Origin of the sequence: Tahibacter soli (assembly GCF_025717065.2) — a bacterium.
GTDB classification, from domain to species: Bacteria; Pseudomonadota; Gammaproteobacteria; order Xanthomonadales; family Rhodanobacteraceae; genus Tahibacter; species Tahibacter soli.
This window is the reverse complement of record NZ_JAOVZO020000023.1, coordinates 209190-224361: the sequence shown is the minus strand read 5'-3', so window position 1 is coordinate 224361 and position 15172 is coordinate 209190. Positions and strand designations below refer to the sequence as shown.

Annotated in this window: 14 protein-coding genes; all 14 read right to left on the bottom strand. The window is 70.9% G+C overall.

The features are described 5' to 3' along the window. Nucleotides 1–6 precede the first annotated feature (6 nt). Nucleotides 7–321: a hypothetical protein gene (locus OD750_RS26445; RefSeq protein WP_263542631.1), complete on the bottom strand. Its 315-nt coding sequence runs from the start codon at nucleotides 319–321 to the stop codon at nucleotides 7–9. A gap of 10 nt (nucleotides 322–331) precedes the next feature. Continuing rightward, nucleotides 332–868, bottom strand: a complete 537-nt coding sequence (locus tag OD750_RS26440) for a phage baseplate assembly protein V (RefSeq protein WP_263542632.1) — start codon at nucleotides 866–868, stop codon at nucleotides 332–334. Next, nucleotides 865–2001, bottom strand: coding sequence for a hypothetical protein (locus OD750_RS26435; protein WP_263542633.1), 1137 nt, complete (start codon nucleotides 1999–2001; stop codon nucleotides 865–867). Before OD750_RS26435 ends, OD750_RS26440 begins: the two co-directional genes overlap by 4 nt. Beyond that, the gene (locus OD750_RS26430; protein ID WP_263542634.1) at nucleotides 1994–2311 is read right to left on the bottom strand and encodes a LysM peptidoglycan-binding domain-containing protein; all 318 of its coding nucleotides are present in this window, start codon (nucleotides 2309–2311) and stop codon (nucleotides 1994–1996) included. Before OD750_RS26430 ends, OD750_RS26435 begins: the two co-directional genes overlap by 8 nt. Before the next feature lie 10 nt (nucleotides 2312–2321). After that, entirely contained in the window at nucleotides 2322–2987 is a 666-nt protein-coding gene (locus OD750_RS26425) for a hypothetical protein (protein ID WP_263542635.1), read from the bottom strand. A gap of 16 nt (nucleotides 2988–3003) precedes the next feature. Further along, nucleotides 3004–4743, bottom strand: coding sequence for an eCIS core domain-containing protein (locus OD750_RS26420; RefSeq protein WP_272842193.1), 1740 nt, complete (start codon nucleotides 4741–4743; stop codon nucleotides 3004–3006). Nucleotides 4744–4852: 109 nt separating this feature from the next. Next, nucleotides 4853–6565 (bottom strand): eCIS core domain-containing protein, encoded by a 1713-nt coding sequence (locus tag OD750_RS26415; protein ID WP_263542637.1) that lies wholly within the window; start codon nucleotides 6563–6565, stop codon nucleotides 4853–4855. Between the two features lie 125 nt (nucleotides 6566–6690). Continuing rightward, nucleotides 6691–8556, bottom strand: a complete 1866-nt coding sequence (locus OD750_RS26410; protein ID WP_263542638.1) for an eCIS core domain-containing protein — start codon at nucleotides 8554–8556, stop codon at nucleotides 6691–6693. Between the two features lie 45 nt (nucleotides 8557–8601). Continuing rightward, on the bottom strand, nucleotides 8602–10137 hold the full coding sequence (locus tag OD750_RS26405) for an eCIS core domain-containing protein (protein ID WP_263542639.1): 1536 nt from the start codon (nucleotides 10135–10137) through the stop codon (nucleotides 8602–8604). Beyond that, nucleotides 10134–10400, bottom strand: a complete 267-nt coding sequence (locus tag OD750_RS26400; protein ID WP_263542640.1) for a hypothetical protein — start codon at nucleotides 10398–10400, stop codon at nucleotides 10134–10136. The genes OD750_RS26405 and OD750_RS26400 overlap by 4 nt, the downstream gene beginning before the upstream one ends. Further along, nucleotides 10397–12424 (bottom strand): ATP-binding protein, encoded by a 2028-nt coding sequence (locus tag OD750_RS26395; protein ID WP_263542641.1) that lies wholly within the window; start codon nucleotides 12422–12424, stop codon nucleotides 10397–10399. The genes OD750_RS26400 and OD750_RS26395 overlap by 4 nt, the downstream gene beginning before the upstream one ends. Then, on the bottom strand, nucleotides 12421–13698 hold the full coding sequence (locus tag OD750_RS26390) for a Pvc16 family protein (RefSeq protein ID WP_263542642.1): 1278 nt from the start codon (nucleotides 13696–13698) through the stop codon (nucleotides 12421–12423). The genes OD750_RS26395 and OD750_RS26390 overlap by 4 nt, the downstream gene beginning before the upstream one ends. Next, nucleotides 13695–14462, bottom strand: a complete 768-nt coding sequence (locus OD750_RS26385) for a hypothetical protein (protein WP_263542643.1) — start codon at nucleotides 14460–14462, stop codon at nucleotides 13695–13697. The genes OD750_RS26390 and OD750_RS26385 overlap by 4 nt, the downstream gene beginning before the upstream one ends. Then, nucleotides 14459–15172 (bottom strand): hypothetical protein, encoded by a 714-nt coding sequence (locus tag OD750_RS26380; protein WP_263542644.1) that lies wholly within the window; start codon nucleotides 15170–15172, stop codon nucleotides 14459–14461. The genes OD750_RS26385 and OD750_RS26380 overlap by 4 nt, the downstream gene beginning before the upstream one ends.

The following is a 15172-nucleotide window of genomic DNA, read 5'->3' as shown; positions in this document are numbered from 1 at the left end:
GCGGCCTCAGGTGGCGATCACGCGCGGCTGCATCGACACGGCGAGCATCGGCGTGCCGTTCGATACGCAGGTGGAAATCCCCGTCGCGATGACGAGCGGCATGCCGTTCGACGTCACGCGCACGGTGCCGGTCGTCCAGGTGCCGGTCACGCACGGGCTGCCGCTCGGCGTCAGCGCGCAGCCGGCGATCGCGTAGGGCGACGGTTGCGTCACCGTCGGCTGGCCCGACACGACGACGCGCGGATTCGGCACGGTCGGCGTCGCGACGCCCGCATGCGAGCAGGTCACGACGGCGCCAAGGTGCAACAGCGGTCCGGGCATTGCGTTCTCCTCAAGTCACGACCAGCGCGGTGCCGTTCAACGTGATCTTCGGTCCGACGATGTCGACGCCGGCCGGCGACACGGAGATCAGCGACGCGCCGCATTTGATGACGATCGCCGTCGGCATCACCGTCACCGAAGGACTCGGCCCGAGCGGCCCGGCCGACAGCGCGACGCCGGCGGCCGGCAGGCCGAACACCGTGACTGAATTTTTTCCCGTCGTTTCAAGCACCATGTTCGGCGTCGGCGGCGGCGAGGCGACGCCCATCAGCGGCACCTCCGCCGTGATGCCCCAGAAGCAGCCGGTCCAGATCGGGTAGTCCGGATCGCCCTGTTCGAACTCGATCCACACGCCGGCGCCGATTTCCGGCACGAAGAACGCGCCGCTCGACTTGCCGGCGACCGGCATGCACGGCAGCGCGAACGTCGACGGGATGAGGCCCAGCACGTCGGGCACGAACGCCTGGATGCGGCCGCGCACTTCCGGGTCGACGTTGTTGAACACCGTGCCGCGGTATTTGCCGTAGTAGCGTCCGGCCTGGTTCATGCGGGTACCCTCGGCAGCGTCGAGATGAGGCCGTTGCGCGACAGCGTGAAGCTCTGCTTGTATTCGCCGCGCCGGATCGTGTGGGTGACGCTCTTGACGTAGTGCAGGCCGTCGTACGCGGGGCCGGCGCCGCGCACGCCGACCAGCGCGCGCGCCTTGAGGAGGCGGCCGTAGCGCACGACGTCGAGCGAGCCTTCGCCGGTCACGGCCTCGGCCCACTTCGCGGCCTTCGCGAGGCCGATCATGATTCCCTGCGGCAGCGAGCGCTTCGACAGATCGTCGCTGACCGGTTCGAGCCGGTTCGGGATCGGCGGTATCAGTCCGAGCGGAGGACTCAGCGGCGTGATCGGCGGCAGCGGAATCGGGATCGAGACCTTCGTGATCTCGTTGTAGTAGAACAGTGTAGGAATCGCATTCTGGTTGTTGTCGAACTTGAAACTCAGCGATTCGACGTTGGTGAAGCCGTCCATGTCGACGTTGAGCGCCGGCTGCGGCACGCCGATCTTGATCTGCGGTCCCCAGTAGCCGATGTTCATGCCCGGCGCGGGGCCGGGCTCGACGTAGAACACGTAGCCGACGCGTTCGGCCAGGCCGCGGATGTAGTTGAGGTCGGTGCCCTTCTGTCCTTCGATCTTCGCCGTCGGCAGCGGCACGTCGACGAGCACGCTCGGGATGATCATCGGCACGATGCCGAACATCGCGTACTTGGCGAGCAGCAGCGCCACGCGCCCTTCGGCCGGCATCGCCGGAAACGGCAGGCCGCTCCAGTCCTGCTGGTCCATCAGCACCGAGATGTCCTCGCCGGTCACCGCGAGCGTCGCGGTCGACGCCTTGCCGCCCGGCACGATCTGCGTATTCGTCACCGCGCCGTCCATGATCACATGCGGCGTGCCGCGCAACGTCGCGATGATCACGACGCGCAGCACCGGCAGCGGCGAGGCGCCGCCCGACAGCAGGAACAGCGTGTGCAGCGGCGAGCGCGTATCGATGCCGAACGTCAGCTGGAAGCCGCTGCGCCCTTCGTCGCTCGTCGTGACCGTGACCTCGCGCAGCGCTTCGAGCACGGCGCGCGGCGCCGGTATCGGCACGACCGGGCCGATCAGCAACGTGAGATTGACGGCGCCGCTAAGCACCGAACGCTCCGGGGAAACCGGCCGGCAAGGTCAGGCGCAGCTGCCGCCCGACCGCCGCGACGAGCTTGCGCGGCAACAGTTCGCGATTGCCGTCGACGAGCCGCCAGAACAGTTCGGGGTCGCCGAACGCGCGCGCGGCGACCGTGTCGAGGCGGTCGCCGCCGTGCACGACGTAGCGGCCGAACTCGGCGAGCGCATCGGGCTGCGACAGGAAGCGCCGCGCGAAATAGTTCACTTCGCGGCCGTCAGGAAAGGTGTACGTCTTGACGGGCGTCTGCGCGTAGCGGCTGTTGGGTTCGACTTGGCTCATGGCGCGATCCTCAGGGAATGCCGGTCAATCCGAGCTGCCCGAGCGTGCCGCCGGGGCCGCGGGCGGCGAGTTGTTCCTTGCGCTGCAGGTAGCTCATGAAGAGGCCCCCGCCCTTGTTCGCGAAACCGAGGTCGTCGACCGACAGCACGCGCAGGCCGAGGCTGACCTTCGCGCGGATCGGGTTGAGCGCCGTGTCGAACGCCTCCTCGGTGATCGACAGCTCGGTCACGCGTACCGGCACGACGCGCGCGCGGCTCCACACGAACAGCGTCAGCGGCGCTTCCATCGGCACGATCTCGAGTTCGCCGCCGCCCTGCCGCGCGTCGTTGGCGAAGAGCTGGCCGCTGGTCGGATAGACGAGCGTTTCGAGCAGCGCCAATTGTGGAAAGATGCCAGATTCGGTCGTCGCCGCGTTCTCGCCGGGCTTTTCGAGCTGGTCGGTCGCGTCGATCTCGGCGTCGAGCTTGAACGTCTCGACCGGCGGGCCCTTAAGGCGCAGCGCTTCGGAGAAGTCGCGCCCGTCGGCGCCGACCGCCTGGATCTGCAAGGTGCGCGAGAGCGTGTCGGGGTTGTACTGCAGCACGATCATGCGCGAGGTCAGCACCGCCGACGTCACGGGATCGAGCGGCACGATGCCGGCTTTGAGTATGCGTGGCGAACCGGGGAAGCCGGTCATGGCAGGTCTCCGCTGATCATGGTGTCTTCGCCTTTGCCGTGGCCGCGCCCGCGCGCACGGCGTTCTCAAGCTTCTTCGCGGGGCTTTCGGTCTGGCCTGCGGCCGGCTTGTCGTCGCAACAGTCGAGGCCGAGCGCCGCGAGCGTCGAGCGCACGCGATCGAGGCTGCGCACGCGGAAATCGGCTTCGCCGACGCCGGCCTCGTCGCTCGAATGCGGCGCCTCGATGTTCACGAAGCGCAGCTTTTCGAGCTGGTCCTTGCGCACCTTGTCGTCGGGCTTCGTGCGCGAACCCAAGGTCAGGAACACGAACAGCGCGTACATCAGTTCCGCCTCGCGGCCCAGCCCCGTCGCGTCGGGCTGCGGGCCGCCGAACATCCAGTTCAACGCGTCGGCGACGACCTTCGCGTCGGCCGCTTCGAGCGCTTCGTACTGCTTCTTGAGCGCATCGTGATGGGCGCCGACGATCTCGCCGAGAAACACGAACAGGCTCGACAGGTCGGTCGACGAATTGCCCTTGGGATCGACCTTCGTCTGCAGCGCGACATTGGCTTTCTTGCCGCGCAATTTCTCGAAGTCGGCCTCGTTGGTCACCCACACGACGTTGTCGGGATGCGTCGGGTCGCCGATCTGGCACTTCGTGTTGTCGTTGGCGTTGCACCAGATGAAGATGTTCGTCTTCTTCGGCTTGAGCACGCCGCTGCGCGTTTTCATCCAGTCCGTGAAATCGTCGAACGGCAGCGTGTCGGCCGGCGCCTTGTCGCCGCGCTTGAGCGATTTGTCGAAGGTCTTGCCCTCGATCTTCGGCAGATCGGCCTTGCCTTCCTTGACCTGCTTGCGATAGTCGGCCGTGTCGGCGATCGTGTTGTTGTGCAGGCCGACGACCGGCAGCGTGAAGCCTTTCGAGCAGCTCTTGATCGCGAGAAAGAACTGCCGCTCGGCATAGGCCTTGACGTCCGCGGCCGCAGTCTTGCCCTCGTTCGCCTTCATGAAGTCGGTACACGGCTTGTCGTCGTTCCAGCACGCCTCGGCGACGTGCCTGGGGAACAGCTCGTTCGGATCGATCAGGCCGTGTCCCGGCAGGTTGATGTCGCGGTCGCCGGCCGGCTCGACGATCGCGAGGTTGTAGTCGCACGACTCGTACATCGATTTGGCGATCAGCCGCGCGTTGCGCTCGCTGTGATGGATGAACACGAGGCACGCGCACGGCGCCTTGTTCTTCGACGCCAGCACATCGAGCTTCGGCGCATCCTTCGCCGTGCCGGCCGCGGGCTTCGGCGCCGGCGCGCGCCGCACCACGCCCGGCGCCTGCTGCAGCACGTGCGTCAGCTCGTGCGCGATCAGACGCCGCCCCGCCGGCGTCGACGGCGCGTAGCGGTCGCGCCCGAACACGACGTGGTGCCCGGCCGTGTAGGCGGCGGCGTCGATCTCGTGCGCCGAACGCTCGGCCGCGGCATCGGTGTGCGTGCGCACGTGCGAGAAATCGTGCCCGAAGCGCGCTTCCATATCGGCACGCAGGCCCGCATCGAGCGGCGCGCCGCCGCGAGCGAGCACCGCGTCGACGCTGGCCGGCGCATCGCTTCCGTCAGTCGCGCGGTCGGCCGCGCGCTGCACCGCCACCGGTGCCGGCGACGCAGGCCCAGTCGCCGCATCGCGCATGACGCGATCGGCCACCGCGTCGGCCTCGCGCTCGAACGCGTCGTTCGCCGCGCCGACCGCGAACTTCGCCTGCACTTTTTCTTTTTGCAGCTGTCGCATTCGCCGCCCATCGGCGTGTGCGTGCCGCACGCGCAGGCCCGGCGCAGCGGTACGCGCGCGGCCGATGCCGCCGGCGTCGCTTTCGCGGTCGCGCGCTGTGCGACGGTCGTCATGGCTTGGCCGCCTTGCCGGCCGGCTTCGCCGCGGGTTTCGTCTTCTGCGACTGCGCCTTGCGCCTTGCCGCGCGGTCGGCCTCGCCTTCCGGGCAGCGCCAGCGCGCGGGCGCGATCGTCGGCAGTTTCTCGATGCCCTGCGCGGTCTTCGCCTGGTCGGTATGGCTGTCGCCGGCTTGCGCCGGCCGATGGTCGATCGAGCCGTCGCCCTTCGTGATCTCGACGTCGTTGCCGTTGTGGCCGGTGATGTGGTCGGCCGGACTGCCCGCGACGAGGCCGGGGTATTCCTTGTCGACGTGCGCCTCGACCTTCTTCTTGTCGACGACCGATTTCGTCGCGCCCTCGGGCCGGTCGCGAAACGCCAGCCAGCCCGGCAGTCCGCGGTCGATGGCCCACGCTTCGGTGCTGGCGTAGGCATCGACCTCGCGCTCGCGCTTGGTCAGGCTCGCGGACTGGCCGTGATGCCGCATCTCGTGCTTGATGTCATGCACGACGTGCGCGCATTCGTGATCGCGCATCAGAATCACCTCGTCGCCGCCGTGCGCCGCGCCACGCACGTTCGTCTTGGCGATCCACGCCTTGCCGTCGTACTGCCAGTAGTGCTCGACGATCTTGTCGGCGACGCGCACCGTGACGGTGCGCAGGGCATCGACGATCGCGCGATCCTCCGAGCACAGGATGCCGAGCACGCACGGCACGTCCCATGCGGTGCTGCCGCCCGGGATGTCCTGCTCGATGTAGTTCGCGTACATCGGCATCTTTTTGGCCGGCGTCGTCGCCGTGCCGGTCGGTTCGATCTTTCCGGCGCGCACGGCCGCAAGCCCGCCGACGAAGCGGCGTTCGAAGAAGTCGAGCAGCACCGCCTCTTCTTCGCCGTGAAAGTCGCCGATCAGCGCGTCGGCGTTCACGCCGCCCTTGCCGAAGATGTACGCGAGCTCGTACGTGTACGAGCGTTCGAGCAGTTCGAGGATCGCCAGTTCGTCGTCGTCGCCGGTCGGGCCGGACTGCATCTCGCGGATCAGGAGCGCCTTGCGCTCGTGCGTCAGCACGTACGGACTGTTTCCCTTTTTCCAGTCTTCCACGATCTGACGCGCCTTGTCGTCGCTGTCGTGGTCGTCTTCGATGTCGCCGGTCTTGTCGAGCACGGCGAGGTATTCCTGCAGCGCGTCGGCGCCGTAGCGCCAGAACCGGAACAGATTGCCGAAGAACCCGCCGATCGACACGCCCTTGCGCCGCACGACGCCCGCGCCCGACGGCGACTGCTGCAGCACGTGCGTCAGCTCGTGCGCGATCAGCCGCCGGCCGCCCGGCGTCGACGGCGCGTAGCGGCCGCGCCCGAACACGACATGGTGCCCGGCCGTGTACGCCGCCGCGTCGATCTCCTGCGCCGAGCGTTCGGCCGCGGGGTCGGTGTGCGTGCGCACGTGCGAGAAATCGTGTCCGAAGCGCGCTTCCATGTCGGCACGCAGATCCGCGTCGAGCGGCGCGCCGCCGCCCGCGAGCGCCGCGTCGACGCTGGCCGGCGCGTCGGCGCCGTCGGTCGCGCGGTCGGCCTGGCGTTGCACCGCGACCGCTGCCGGCGACGCCGTGCCCGGCGCCGCGTCGCGCATCACGCGGTCGGCCACCGCGTCGGCCTCGCGCTCGAACGCGTCGTTCGCCGCGCCGACCGCGAACTTCGCCTGCACTTTTTCTTTTTGCAACTGCCGCATTCGCCGCCGAGCGGCGTGTGCGTGCCGCACGCGCAGGCGCGACGCAACGGCAGCCGCGCGACCGGTTTCGCGGTCGCCGTCGCTGCCGTTGCGCGTTGCGCGGTCGTCGTCATCGTCGTCCTCGCCTACCAGCCGGTGTCGCCGAACCAGGGCTTCGAACCTTGCCGCGGGTTGAAGCCCTTGCCCTTCTTCTTGATTTCGGAGTGGTACAGCTCCCACTCGGTCTTGCGGAACGTGACGTCCACGGTGAGCCGCAAGCCCGCTTGCGAGCGCTTGACGTCGTACGTGTAGGTGTCGGGCTCGGCGACCTTCAGGCGCGTGAGCGCTTCCGCCTCGTCCTTCGTCGGCGGCGTGTCGGCCTCGATCGCGAGATCGCCGTTCTTGAACTTGTCGTTCGCGACAAAGTGAAAAATGGTTTTCGCGCCGACGACTTCGGTGCGGCTGAATGTGAAGTCCTTCACGGCGCCCTTGCCCTGACGCGCGATCAAGAGCGCCTTCTCGTTGCCGGGCGCCGGAAATTCGCCGTCGTAGACGTTCTCGGTTTCGCTGACGTTCGTGCGCTTGAGCGTCGGGCGCATGCGATCCCAGTCGGTGATGAACGCGTACTCGGGCTTCTTCTTGATGATCTCGAACGCCTGCTCGTCCTTGAGCTTGCTCGCGCCCTTCTCCTCGTGAAACGGCCCGGCGAGCGACTGCGTGCCGCCGCCGAAGACCTGCGCGTGCGTCGGCGCGATCACGCGCGCCTGCCCGCCGAACGCGGTCTTGAGCTGGCCCATCGTGTCGGCGCTGCGACCGAGGTTGCAGCCGCGTATCGACACGTTCGTCCAGAACCCGACGAGCTTGGGGTCGGGCCGCGTCAGCGAACCCGCCTCGTTGGCTTCTTTCAGCTCGGAGAACTGCACCTGTCCCGGCGTCTTGTCGGTCGGGTCGAGCGAGAACTGCAGCGTGCCGTCGGGATGTGCGTGCGAGACGACGATGAGGTTCGCGACGGGCTGCCCGTTCGAATTGATGCGCTGGTTGATGCCGTCGAGATCGCGCACGTCCTCGAACATCGTCGCGCCCGGGTGCTGCGTCTTGAAGAACGCGACCGCCTCGGCATAGAAGCGGTTCTTCGACTTCGGCGCGTCGGCGCCCATGATGAACACGAGATCGACCGTGCCGCGCGCGGTGCCGACCGTGCCGATCTGCGCCTCGATTTCCTTGACGACGTCGGCGGCCTTGCCGGCGGCGAGGCGCTGCAGCACTTCCTTGCCGGCGACGATCGTGCCGGTGGTGCGCGGCCCCTTGCCCGAAAGCTCGACGACGATGCCCTTGCGCGCCGCGTCGTAGCGGCTGCCGTTCAATTCGAAGTGTTCGTCGAGGTGATGGTTGTTGATCAGCCGCCAGACGATTTCGTGCACGGCCATCGCCGGGTTTTCGGACGCGAGCGCGCGCTTGGCCTTCGCGACGATCGCGTCGTCCTCCTTCGCCTCGGCCGCCAGTTCGTCCGGGTCGCGCGGTTCGCGCTGCACGCTGCCGGCGCGCGCGGCGCCGCTTTCCTGCTGCGCGACGTGCGCGAGTTCGTGCGCGATCAGCCGGCGCCCGTCCGGCGTCTGCGGCGCGTAGCGTCCTTCGCCGAACACGATGTCGTTGCCGGTCGTGTAGGCGTTCGCGTCGAGTTCGTGCGCGCTCGCCGCTGCGGTTTCGTCGGTGTGCACGCGCACCTGCGAGAAGTCGCGCGCGAAGCCGCGCTCCATCTCGCCGCGGACACCGGCCGGCAAGGCCTGCGCGGCACCGGCGCGACCTGCGGCCGGCGACGCCGTGCCTGTGCCGCTCGCACGCGCCGTGAGCGGCGGCGCCGGTCGACCCGCGAGCACCTGCCCGGCGGCGCGATCGGCCTCGGTTTCGAGCGCGTCCGTCGTCGTCGCGCGGCGCGCCTGGCGCTGCGGCGCGACCGGCGGCGCGAGATCGTGCGGCGCCGGCGCGGCCGGCATTTTCGTACGCGCGCTCATCGCGGCGCATTCCGGCCGCGCGGCGCGGATCCGGCATGCGGGCGATCAGTCCACCGCATCGCCGATCGCTCCGCCGATAAGCGCGCCGATGCCGGCGCCGATCAGTCCGCCGATGACCGCGCCGGCCGGGCCCAGCAGGCTGCCGAGCACCGCACCGCCGACGCCGCCCGCGAGGCCGCCGAGTATCAGGCCCGCCACCAGGCCCGACGAGCCGGACACCTCGCTGTCCGAACCTTCCACGCGCCACGCGCAGCCCGTGGCCAGGCGCATCGGTCCGACGAATGGCGCGTAGTCGGCGACGCGCACGATGTCGCCGGCGCCCATGACGCCGGCACGTTCTTCGCGACCGCGTCCGTAGCAGATGCGCGGCTCCGGATTCGTCGGATCGTCGGCGCGCGCGTCCCGGCATTCGGGCGAATTGCCGGCGACGTGCGGCAGGCCGAGCAGATGGCCGAACTCGTGGTTCGCCGTCGTCTGCGCCTCGCGCATGTCGTCGCCGCGCCGGCGCACGTCGGGTTCGTGCCAGTTCAGCGCGTCGCTGCGGGTTCCGCCGGGCTTGTCGTAGCGCACGTTGACGATGTGATGCTGGCCGCTTTCGACCGGCTGCATGCGCACGAAGACCATGCTGCGCCGGCACGGCTCGGCACTGTCGCACTCGCCGTCCGCGGCCAGCAGGTAGCGCAGGCTCCAGCGTTCGGCGATCACGCGCGACGCCTCGGTCAGCCATGCGGCGAAGCGGCCGGCCGGCCACGCGGCCGGGTCGGTCTGGACGAACTTGATGCGCATGGTCGCGATCAGCTTGCACGGGCGCGCGCCCTTCGACGCGAACGCGTCGTGACGCAGCACCGTCGCGGCGAACCGGCCCGACGAACCGTACGCGACGTCGCCGAGCGCGTGTTCGGCCGGCGGCGGAACGCCCTCGGCGTAGGGGTTCGGCGGCACTTCGAAAGGCTTTTCCGTCGCTTCCTCCGTGTAAGGATTCGGCGGAATATTCAATGGCTGCCGCGCCAGCACCGGCGCCCGCGGCGTTGGCGCCGCCGCTCGCGGCGATGCGCCGAGCACGCTGTCGGCAATGCGATCGGCCTCGTGTTCGGCGGCGTCGCCCGGGTCGCCGATGCGCAGTCGACCGCGCGCCGGCATCGGGCCTGCGCCCTGCTGCGCGACGTGCGCGAGCTCGTGCGCGAGAAGCCGCGTGCCGTCGCGCGTTCCCGGCGCGTAGCGTCCGGCGCCGAAGACGATATTCGAACCGACGGTGTACGCCTGCGCGCCGACGGCGTGCGCCGACGCCGCGGCGTTCGCGTCCGTGTGCACGCGAACGCCGCTGAAATCCCGGCCGATGCGCTGCTGCATGAAACCGCGCGTGGCGGTGTCGAGCGGCCGTCCGGGCGCCGCCAGCGTGTCGAAGACGCTCGCCGGCGCCAGGCCCGCGGTGCCGGCGGCGCGGCGCCGCAGCGTCGCCGGGCGTTTTGCGCAGCCGCTGCACTCGCCGCGTCCCGCGCACGCGCAGCGGCGCCGCAGCACGACCGGATGCGCCGCTTCGACGGCGCCGGCCTTGCCGCGCGCGAGCGTGGACGCGCTCATCGCGGCGTTCTCGCGGGCGGCGCGCCGTCGCCGGCGAGCGCGCCGTACAGCGCCTGCGCGACGCCGCTGCCGAGCGCTTGCGCGGTACCCATCGGCGCGGCCGGCGCGATCGCGCGCAGGCTCGGCACCGCGAAGCCCGCGAGATCGGGCGGCGCGTCCGCGAACCGCTGCGCCAGCTCCCGCGTCAGCGCCGCGCGCACCGCGTCGGCGTCGTGCGCGGCGCCGTCGATCACCAGGCGCTCGATGTGCAGGTCGATCTTCACGCGGCGCCCTCCGCGCGTTCGAGCCAGCGGAAATCGCCGTCGCTGACCGGCTTCTCGAGCTTGCGGAACTCGGTGCGCGCGGCGTCGAGCAAGAGCGGCATCGACAGCGGCGCGTTCGCGCGCGCCGCGAGAAACGCGGCGTTCAGCGCGATCGAATGGATGGACGCGCCGGTGAGGTTGAAACGCGCCAGGCGCGCGTAGTCGATCGCGCCGGTCGCAAGACCGGCCGGCAGCGCGCGGCGCCAGATCGCCTCGCGTTCGGGCAGGCCCGGAAACGGAAACTTGACGATGAAGCGCAGGCGCCGTACGAACGCGCCGTCGAGCGCGCTCTTCATGTTCGTCGCGAGGATCGCCAATCCGCGAAACGCCTCCATGCGCTGCAGGAGATAGTTGACCTCGATGTTCGAATAGCGGTCGTGGCTGTCCTTGACCTCGCCGCGCTTGCCGAACAGCGCGTCGGCTTCGTCGAACAGCAGGATCGCGCCGCCGCATTCGGCCGCGTCGAACAAACGCCGCAGGTTCTTTTCGGTCTCGCCGATGTACTTGTTCACGACCGCGGAAAGATCGATGCGGTACAGCAGGAGGCCGAGCGCGTTCGCGATCACTTCGGCGGCCATCGTCTTGCCGGTGCCGCTTTCGCCCGCGAACAGCACGCTGATGCCCAGACCCCGGTTCATGCGCGCGCGAAAGCCGTAGTCGTCGTACACCGTGCCGCGATGTTCCACCTGGTCGGCGATCTGGCGCAGCAGCGACTTCTCGGCGTCGGGCAGCGCCAGATCGTCCCACGTCGCCTTCGCCTCGACCGGCTGCGCGAGCTGGTCGAGCACCGGGCGCGCGTGCGCGACGCACTGCGCCCACGCAAGCGCGGGCACCTGGTCCGCGTCGCCGTTCGCGAGCGCCAGCGACAGTTCCGCGGCGCGGGCGATCGTCGCGGCGTCGAAATCGAAGTGCACGGCGACGCGCGCGGCGGTCGGCGCGTGTTCGTCGCCGAGCGCGGCGAGCCACAGCGCGCGCTGTTCGGCCGGCAGCGGTTTCGCGACGTCGACCGGCAGCGTTTCGCGCGCGACGCGCGGCCACGGTTCGCGCACGTCGAAGAACACGAGCCCGGAGAACGCGCCGAGCGCGCGCTGCACCGCCGCGCCCGCGCTGCCGGCGCGATCGGCGTCGTACGCGTCGACGTACAGCGCGAGCGGCAGCAGCGCGCATTCGCGCTGCCACAGCCGCGCGAGCGCCTCGAGTTCGGCCGGCGCCTGCGGAATCGCGTCGGCGCCGATGCGGCAGACGCGCAGGTTCAAGGCGTCGGCGACGCGCGCGGCGACGAGCCGCTTGCTCGCCGGATCGCTGCCGACGAGTTCGACGATCGGCGCGTCGGCGGCATGCAGTCGTTCGACGATCGCGTCGACGCACGCCTGCAGCGACGGCGGCGCGTCGCCGTCGTATTCGGGCAGCGCACCGACGAGCGGCGCGATGCGGTCGTCGAGGTAGTTGGCGCCCTTCAGATAGCTCACGATGCGTTCGTCGGCGCGCAGCGCGCTCGCGACGAGCGCCTGCGTCATCGACTGGTGCACGTTGACGATCTGCCAGTAGCGCAACGGCCGCTCGGGCGACAGCGCATCCCACGCGGGCCGGTCGAACAGCGCCAGCGCGAGCGCGAACGTCGGGTACGGTTTGTTCGCGTCGGCCTGCGCCCGCGCGCACAGCGGCGCGATGCGCGTGTCGAGTTCCATCGCGGCGCACAACAGCAGCACGTCGCGCTCGAAATCCGACAGCTGCAGGCGCCGCGCGAGCACGACGAGCGCCGGCGTCGGCGCGTCGTCCGCGTCTTCGCCGGCCTCGACGACGGCCACGGCCGGCGCCGCGGGGCTCGACGCTTCGGCGGGCTTGAGCCAGCGCTGGCGCCACGACGGTTCGGCCGCGTCGCTCGCGGCCGACGCGGCGAGGCGTTCGAGCCGCGCACGCAGGCCGGCGATCTCGTTCGCGAGATAGCGGTTGTTCGCGGCCTGCCAGCGCTCGAACGCGCTCATGGCACGACCACCTGCTGCGCCGGATCGAACGCCGGCAGCGGCGGCGCCCCGGTGACGATCACCGGGATGCTGTCGACGCCGTCGACGCGCAGGCGCACGAGATAGGTCTGGCCGGTCGCCACCTTCTTCACGTCGAAGTTCGGATCGAACGGCGGCGGCGGCGCGGGCCACGGCGGCGGCACCGGCGGCGACACGGCGTCGGCCTGGCGGTCGCCGAACGCGAGCGTCACGCGCTGGCCGGCGATGCAGCGCGGCGCGCCGGCGACGGTCACCGCGACGTCGCGCAGCGCGGGATCGTCGGGGTTGACGCTGATGACCGACGCGAGCGAAATCGTCGGCGCGAGCGCGAACGCCACCTCGTTGCTGACGAGCTTCGGTCCGCCCGGCGCGCCGACGACGGCCGCGAGCGAATACCAGCCCGGCACCCAGTCGGCCGCCGCGGGATCGGCCGCCGCCGGCAGCTCGAACGCCACTTCGTCGGGCGCACCGCCCGCGAGCGGCGGCAGCTCGAGCGGCGCGGCGAGCCGCGTCGACGTGAAGCGCAGCGTCGTCTTCGTGCGGTCGAACGGCGTGCCCTTGAGCACCACCCGCTCGCCGAGGCGCGCCGCCTGCTGCGAGCGCGGATAGACGAGTTCGGCGATCTGCGGCGCGAGGCCCGCGGTCGCTTCGGGACCGCGATCGTCCTTGCCGCGCGTGAGCACGGGCAGCGCCGCGCGCGACGCGGCGAGGCTGTCGATCAGGACGACCGTCACCTCGTAGCCGGCCGAGACGCGATAGTTCGTCTGCAGCGCCGTCCACAATTTCGACATTTCGTCCATCGGCAGCGTCAGCGGCGTGACGCGCAGGCGTTCGAACTGGTCGGCGAGATCGTTGCCGGCGAGCGCGCCGCGGATCTCGTCGCGGCCGAGCAGCGCGTGATCGTGCAGCACGCCCATCGCGCCGCCGAGCACGCGATGGCTGATGCTTTCGTCGTCGGTGTCGTCGCCGTAGGCGGTGAGCAGGTAATGCAGGTTCAGCCCGAGCGGCGGCCGGCCGGTTTCGCCGGGCCGCGTCTGCGTCGGCGCGGCCTGGTTGCGCCACGCGGCGTTGACCGCGGTCTGGTACAGGAACACGTTGAGCTGCGCGCCGACGTCGGCGGCGTTCTTGCGCGCGAGATCGGGCGGCAAGGTGGTGACCTTCAGGCCCGGCAGGCCCGCGTCGCGCAGCGGAATTTCCTTTTCGAGCAGCGCGCGCAGCGTCAGCGTCGTCGCGGCGATGGCGAGGGAGTTGCTCATCGCGCGCGCTCCTTGCGGCCGAGATAGTCGGACAGCGCCGCCGGGCGCGGCTGCGCCGTCGCGCGTGTCGCGGCAGGCGTCGCGGCCGGCGCGCGCACTTCGACGCGACCGATGCTGATCGTGACGACCGGCCCGGGCGACGGCGCCGTGAGCGCCGCGGCTTCGCGCGACGGCACGGGGAGCGACGGCGTCTGCGCGGCGAACGCGGCGACGACGTCGCGGTTCGGCAGCAGTGCGGCCACGCGCGGGCCGGGCGCGTCGATGCGCGGCACGACGGCGTTGTCGCGGCGCGGTTCCGGCGCCGCGTCGTGCACGGCGCGCGGCGCGGTCGCGGCGATGTCGTCATGCGCTGGTGCGATGCGTGGCAGCGTTGCCGTCACCGCGAGTGCCGGGGCAGCGGCGGCGGGCCGCACGTGCGGCGGCGGCATTTCTGCGGCGATGTGGAAATGTTGCGCATGCACGATCTGCGGCATCGCGGGCGGCGGCGAGGTCGCCGGTGCGACGCGCGCGGGATCGGCCGCGTGTGGCGGCGCGATACGCGGCACGGGCTCGCGCGCGATCGGTGCGTCCGCGCGCGGCGACGCGGGCGACGGCGTCTCGGCCGCTGCCGATTCGACCGCCTCGGCGATCGACGTCGCGCCCGGCTCGAACAGGCTCGCCGGCCGCGGCGCGACGAGCGGCGCGTCGGGACGCCCGCGGCCGTGCGCGCGATCGATCACGGTCGAGAGGAAATCGCCGCGCGAACCGGTATCGGTCGTCTTCATGCGCCGCACAGCTCCAGATAGAGTTTGCGCCGCGTCGGCGACAGCGCGAGCACGTCGGCCTCGCGCCACGCGTACGCGCGCGCCAGCGCATGCACTTCGCGCAAGGTGCGCCGTGCCCACGCGTCGATTTCGCGCCACAGGAACGCCGCGATGTCGAGCCCGCCGTGCCAGCGCGCGCCGCAGTCGGGGCAGTCGAGCGCGAGATCGGTCGCGGCGCCGGGGTCGATCTGCGCCAGCGCGTCGGCGATCGCCGCGAGCGACGCCTCGGTCAGCGCATCCGCGTCGAGCGTCGTGTCGCCCGCGTCGATCACGCGCAGCGCCAGCAGGCGTCGAGCGGCGTCGGCATCGCGCGGCAGGTCGGCGAGATCGGCGCTCGTCGCGGCGCGCAGGGTCACGCGGGCGCCGTCGATCTCGATCGATCGCGGATCGGGCGGCGGCGCGTCGAGCGCGAGCGGCGCGGCGTCGAGCGTCGATTCGACGACGCTCGCGCAGTGCGGGCACGTCGCGACGAACGCGAGCTCGGGACCGAACAGCGCGATGCGCAACCGCGCGAGCCACGCGTCGCGCCGGCCGAGCGGCGCGCTCGCGAGCTCGTCGCGCGGCACGTGCGGCCAGCCGTACGCGAGCAGCGCGAGCGCGCGCTGCGGCGGCGGCAGGCCGTAGCCGTGCTCCCACGCGTCGAGCAGCGCGCTCGCGTCGAAGGTGCGCAT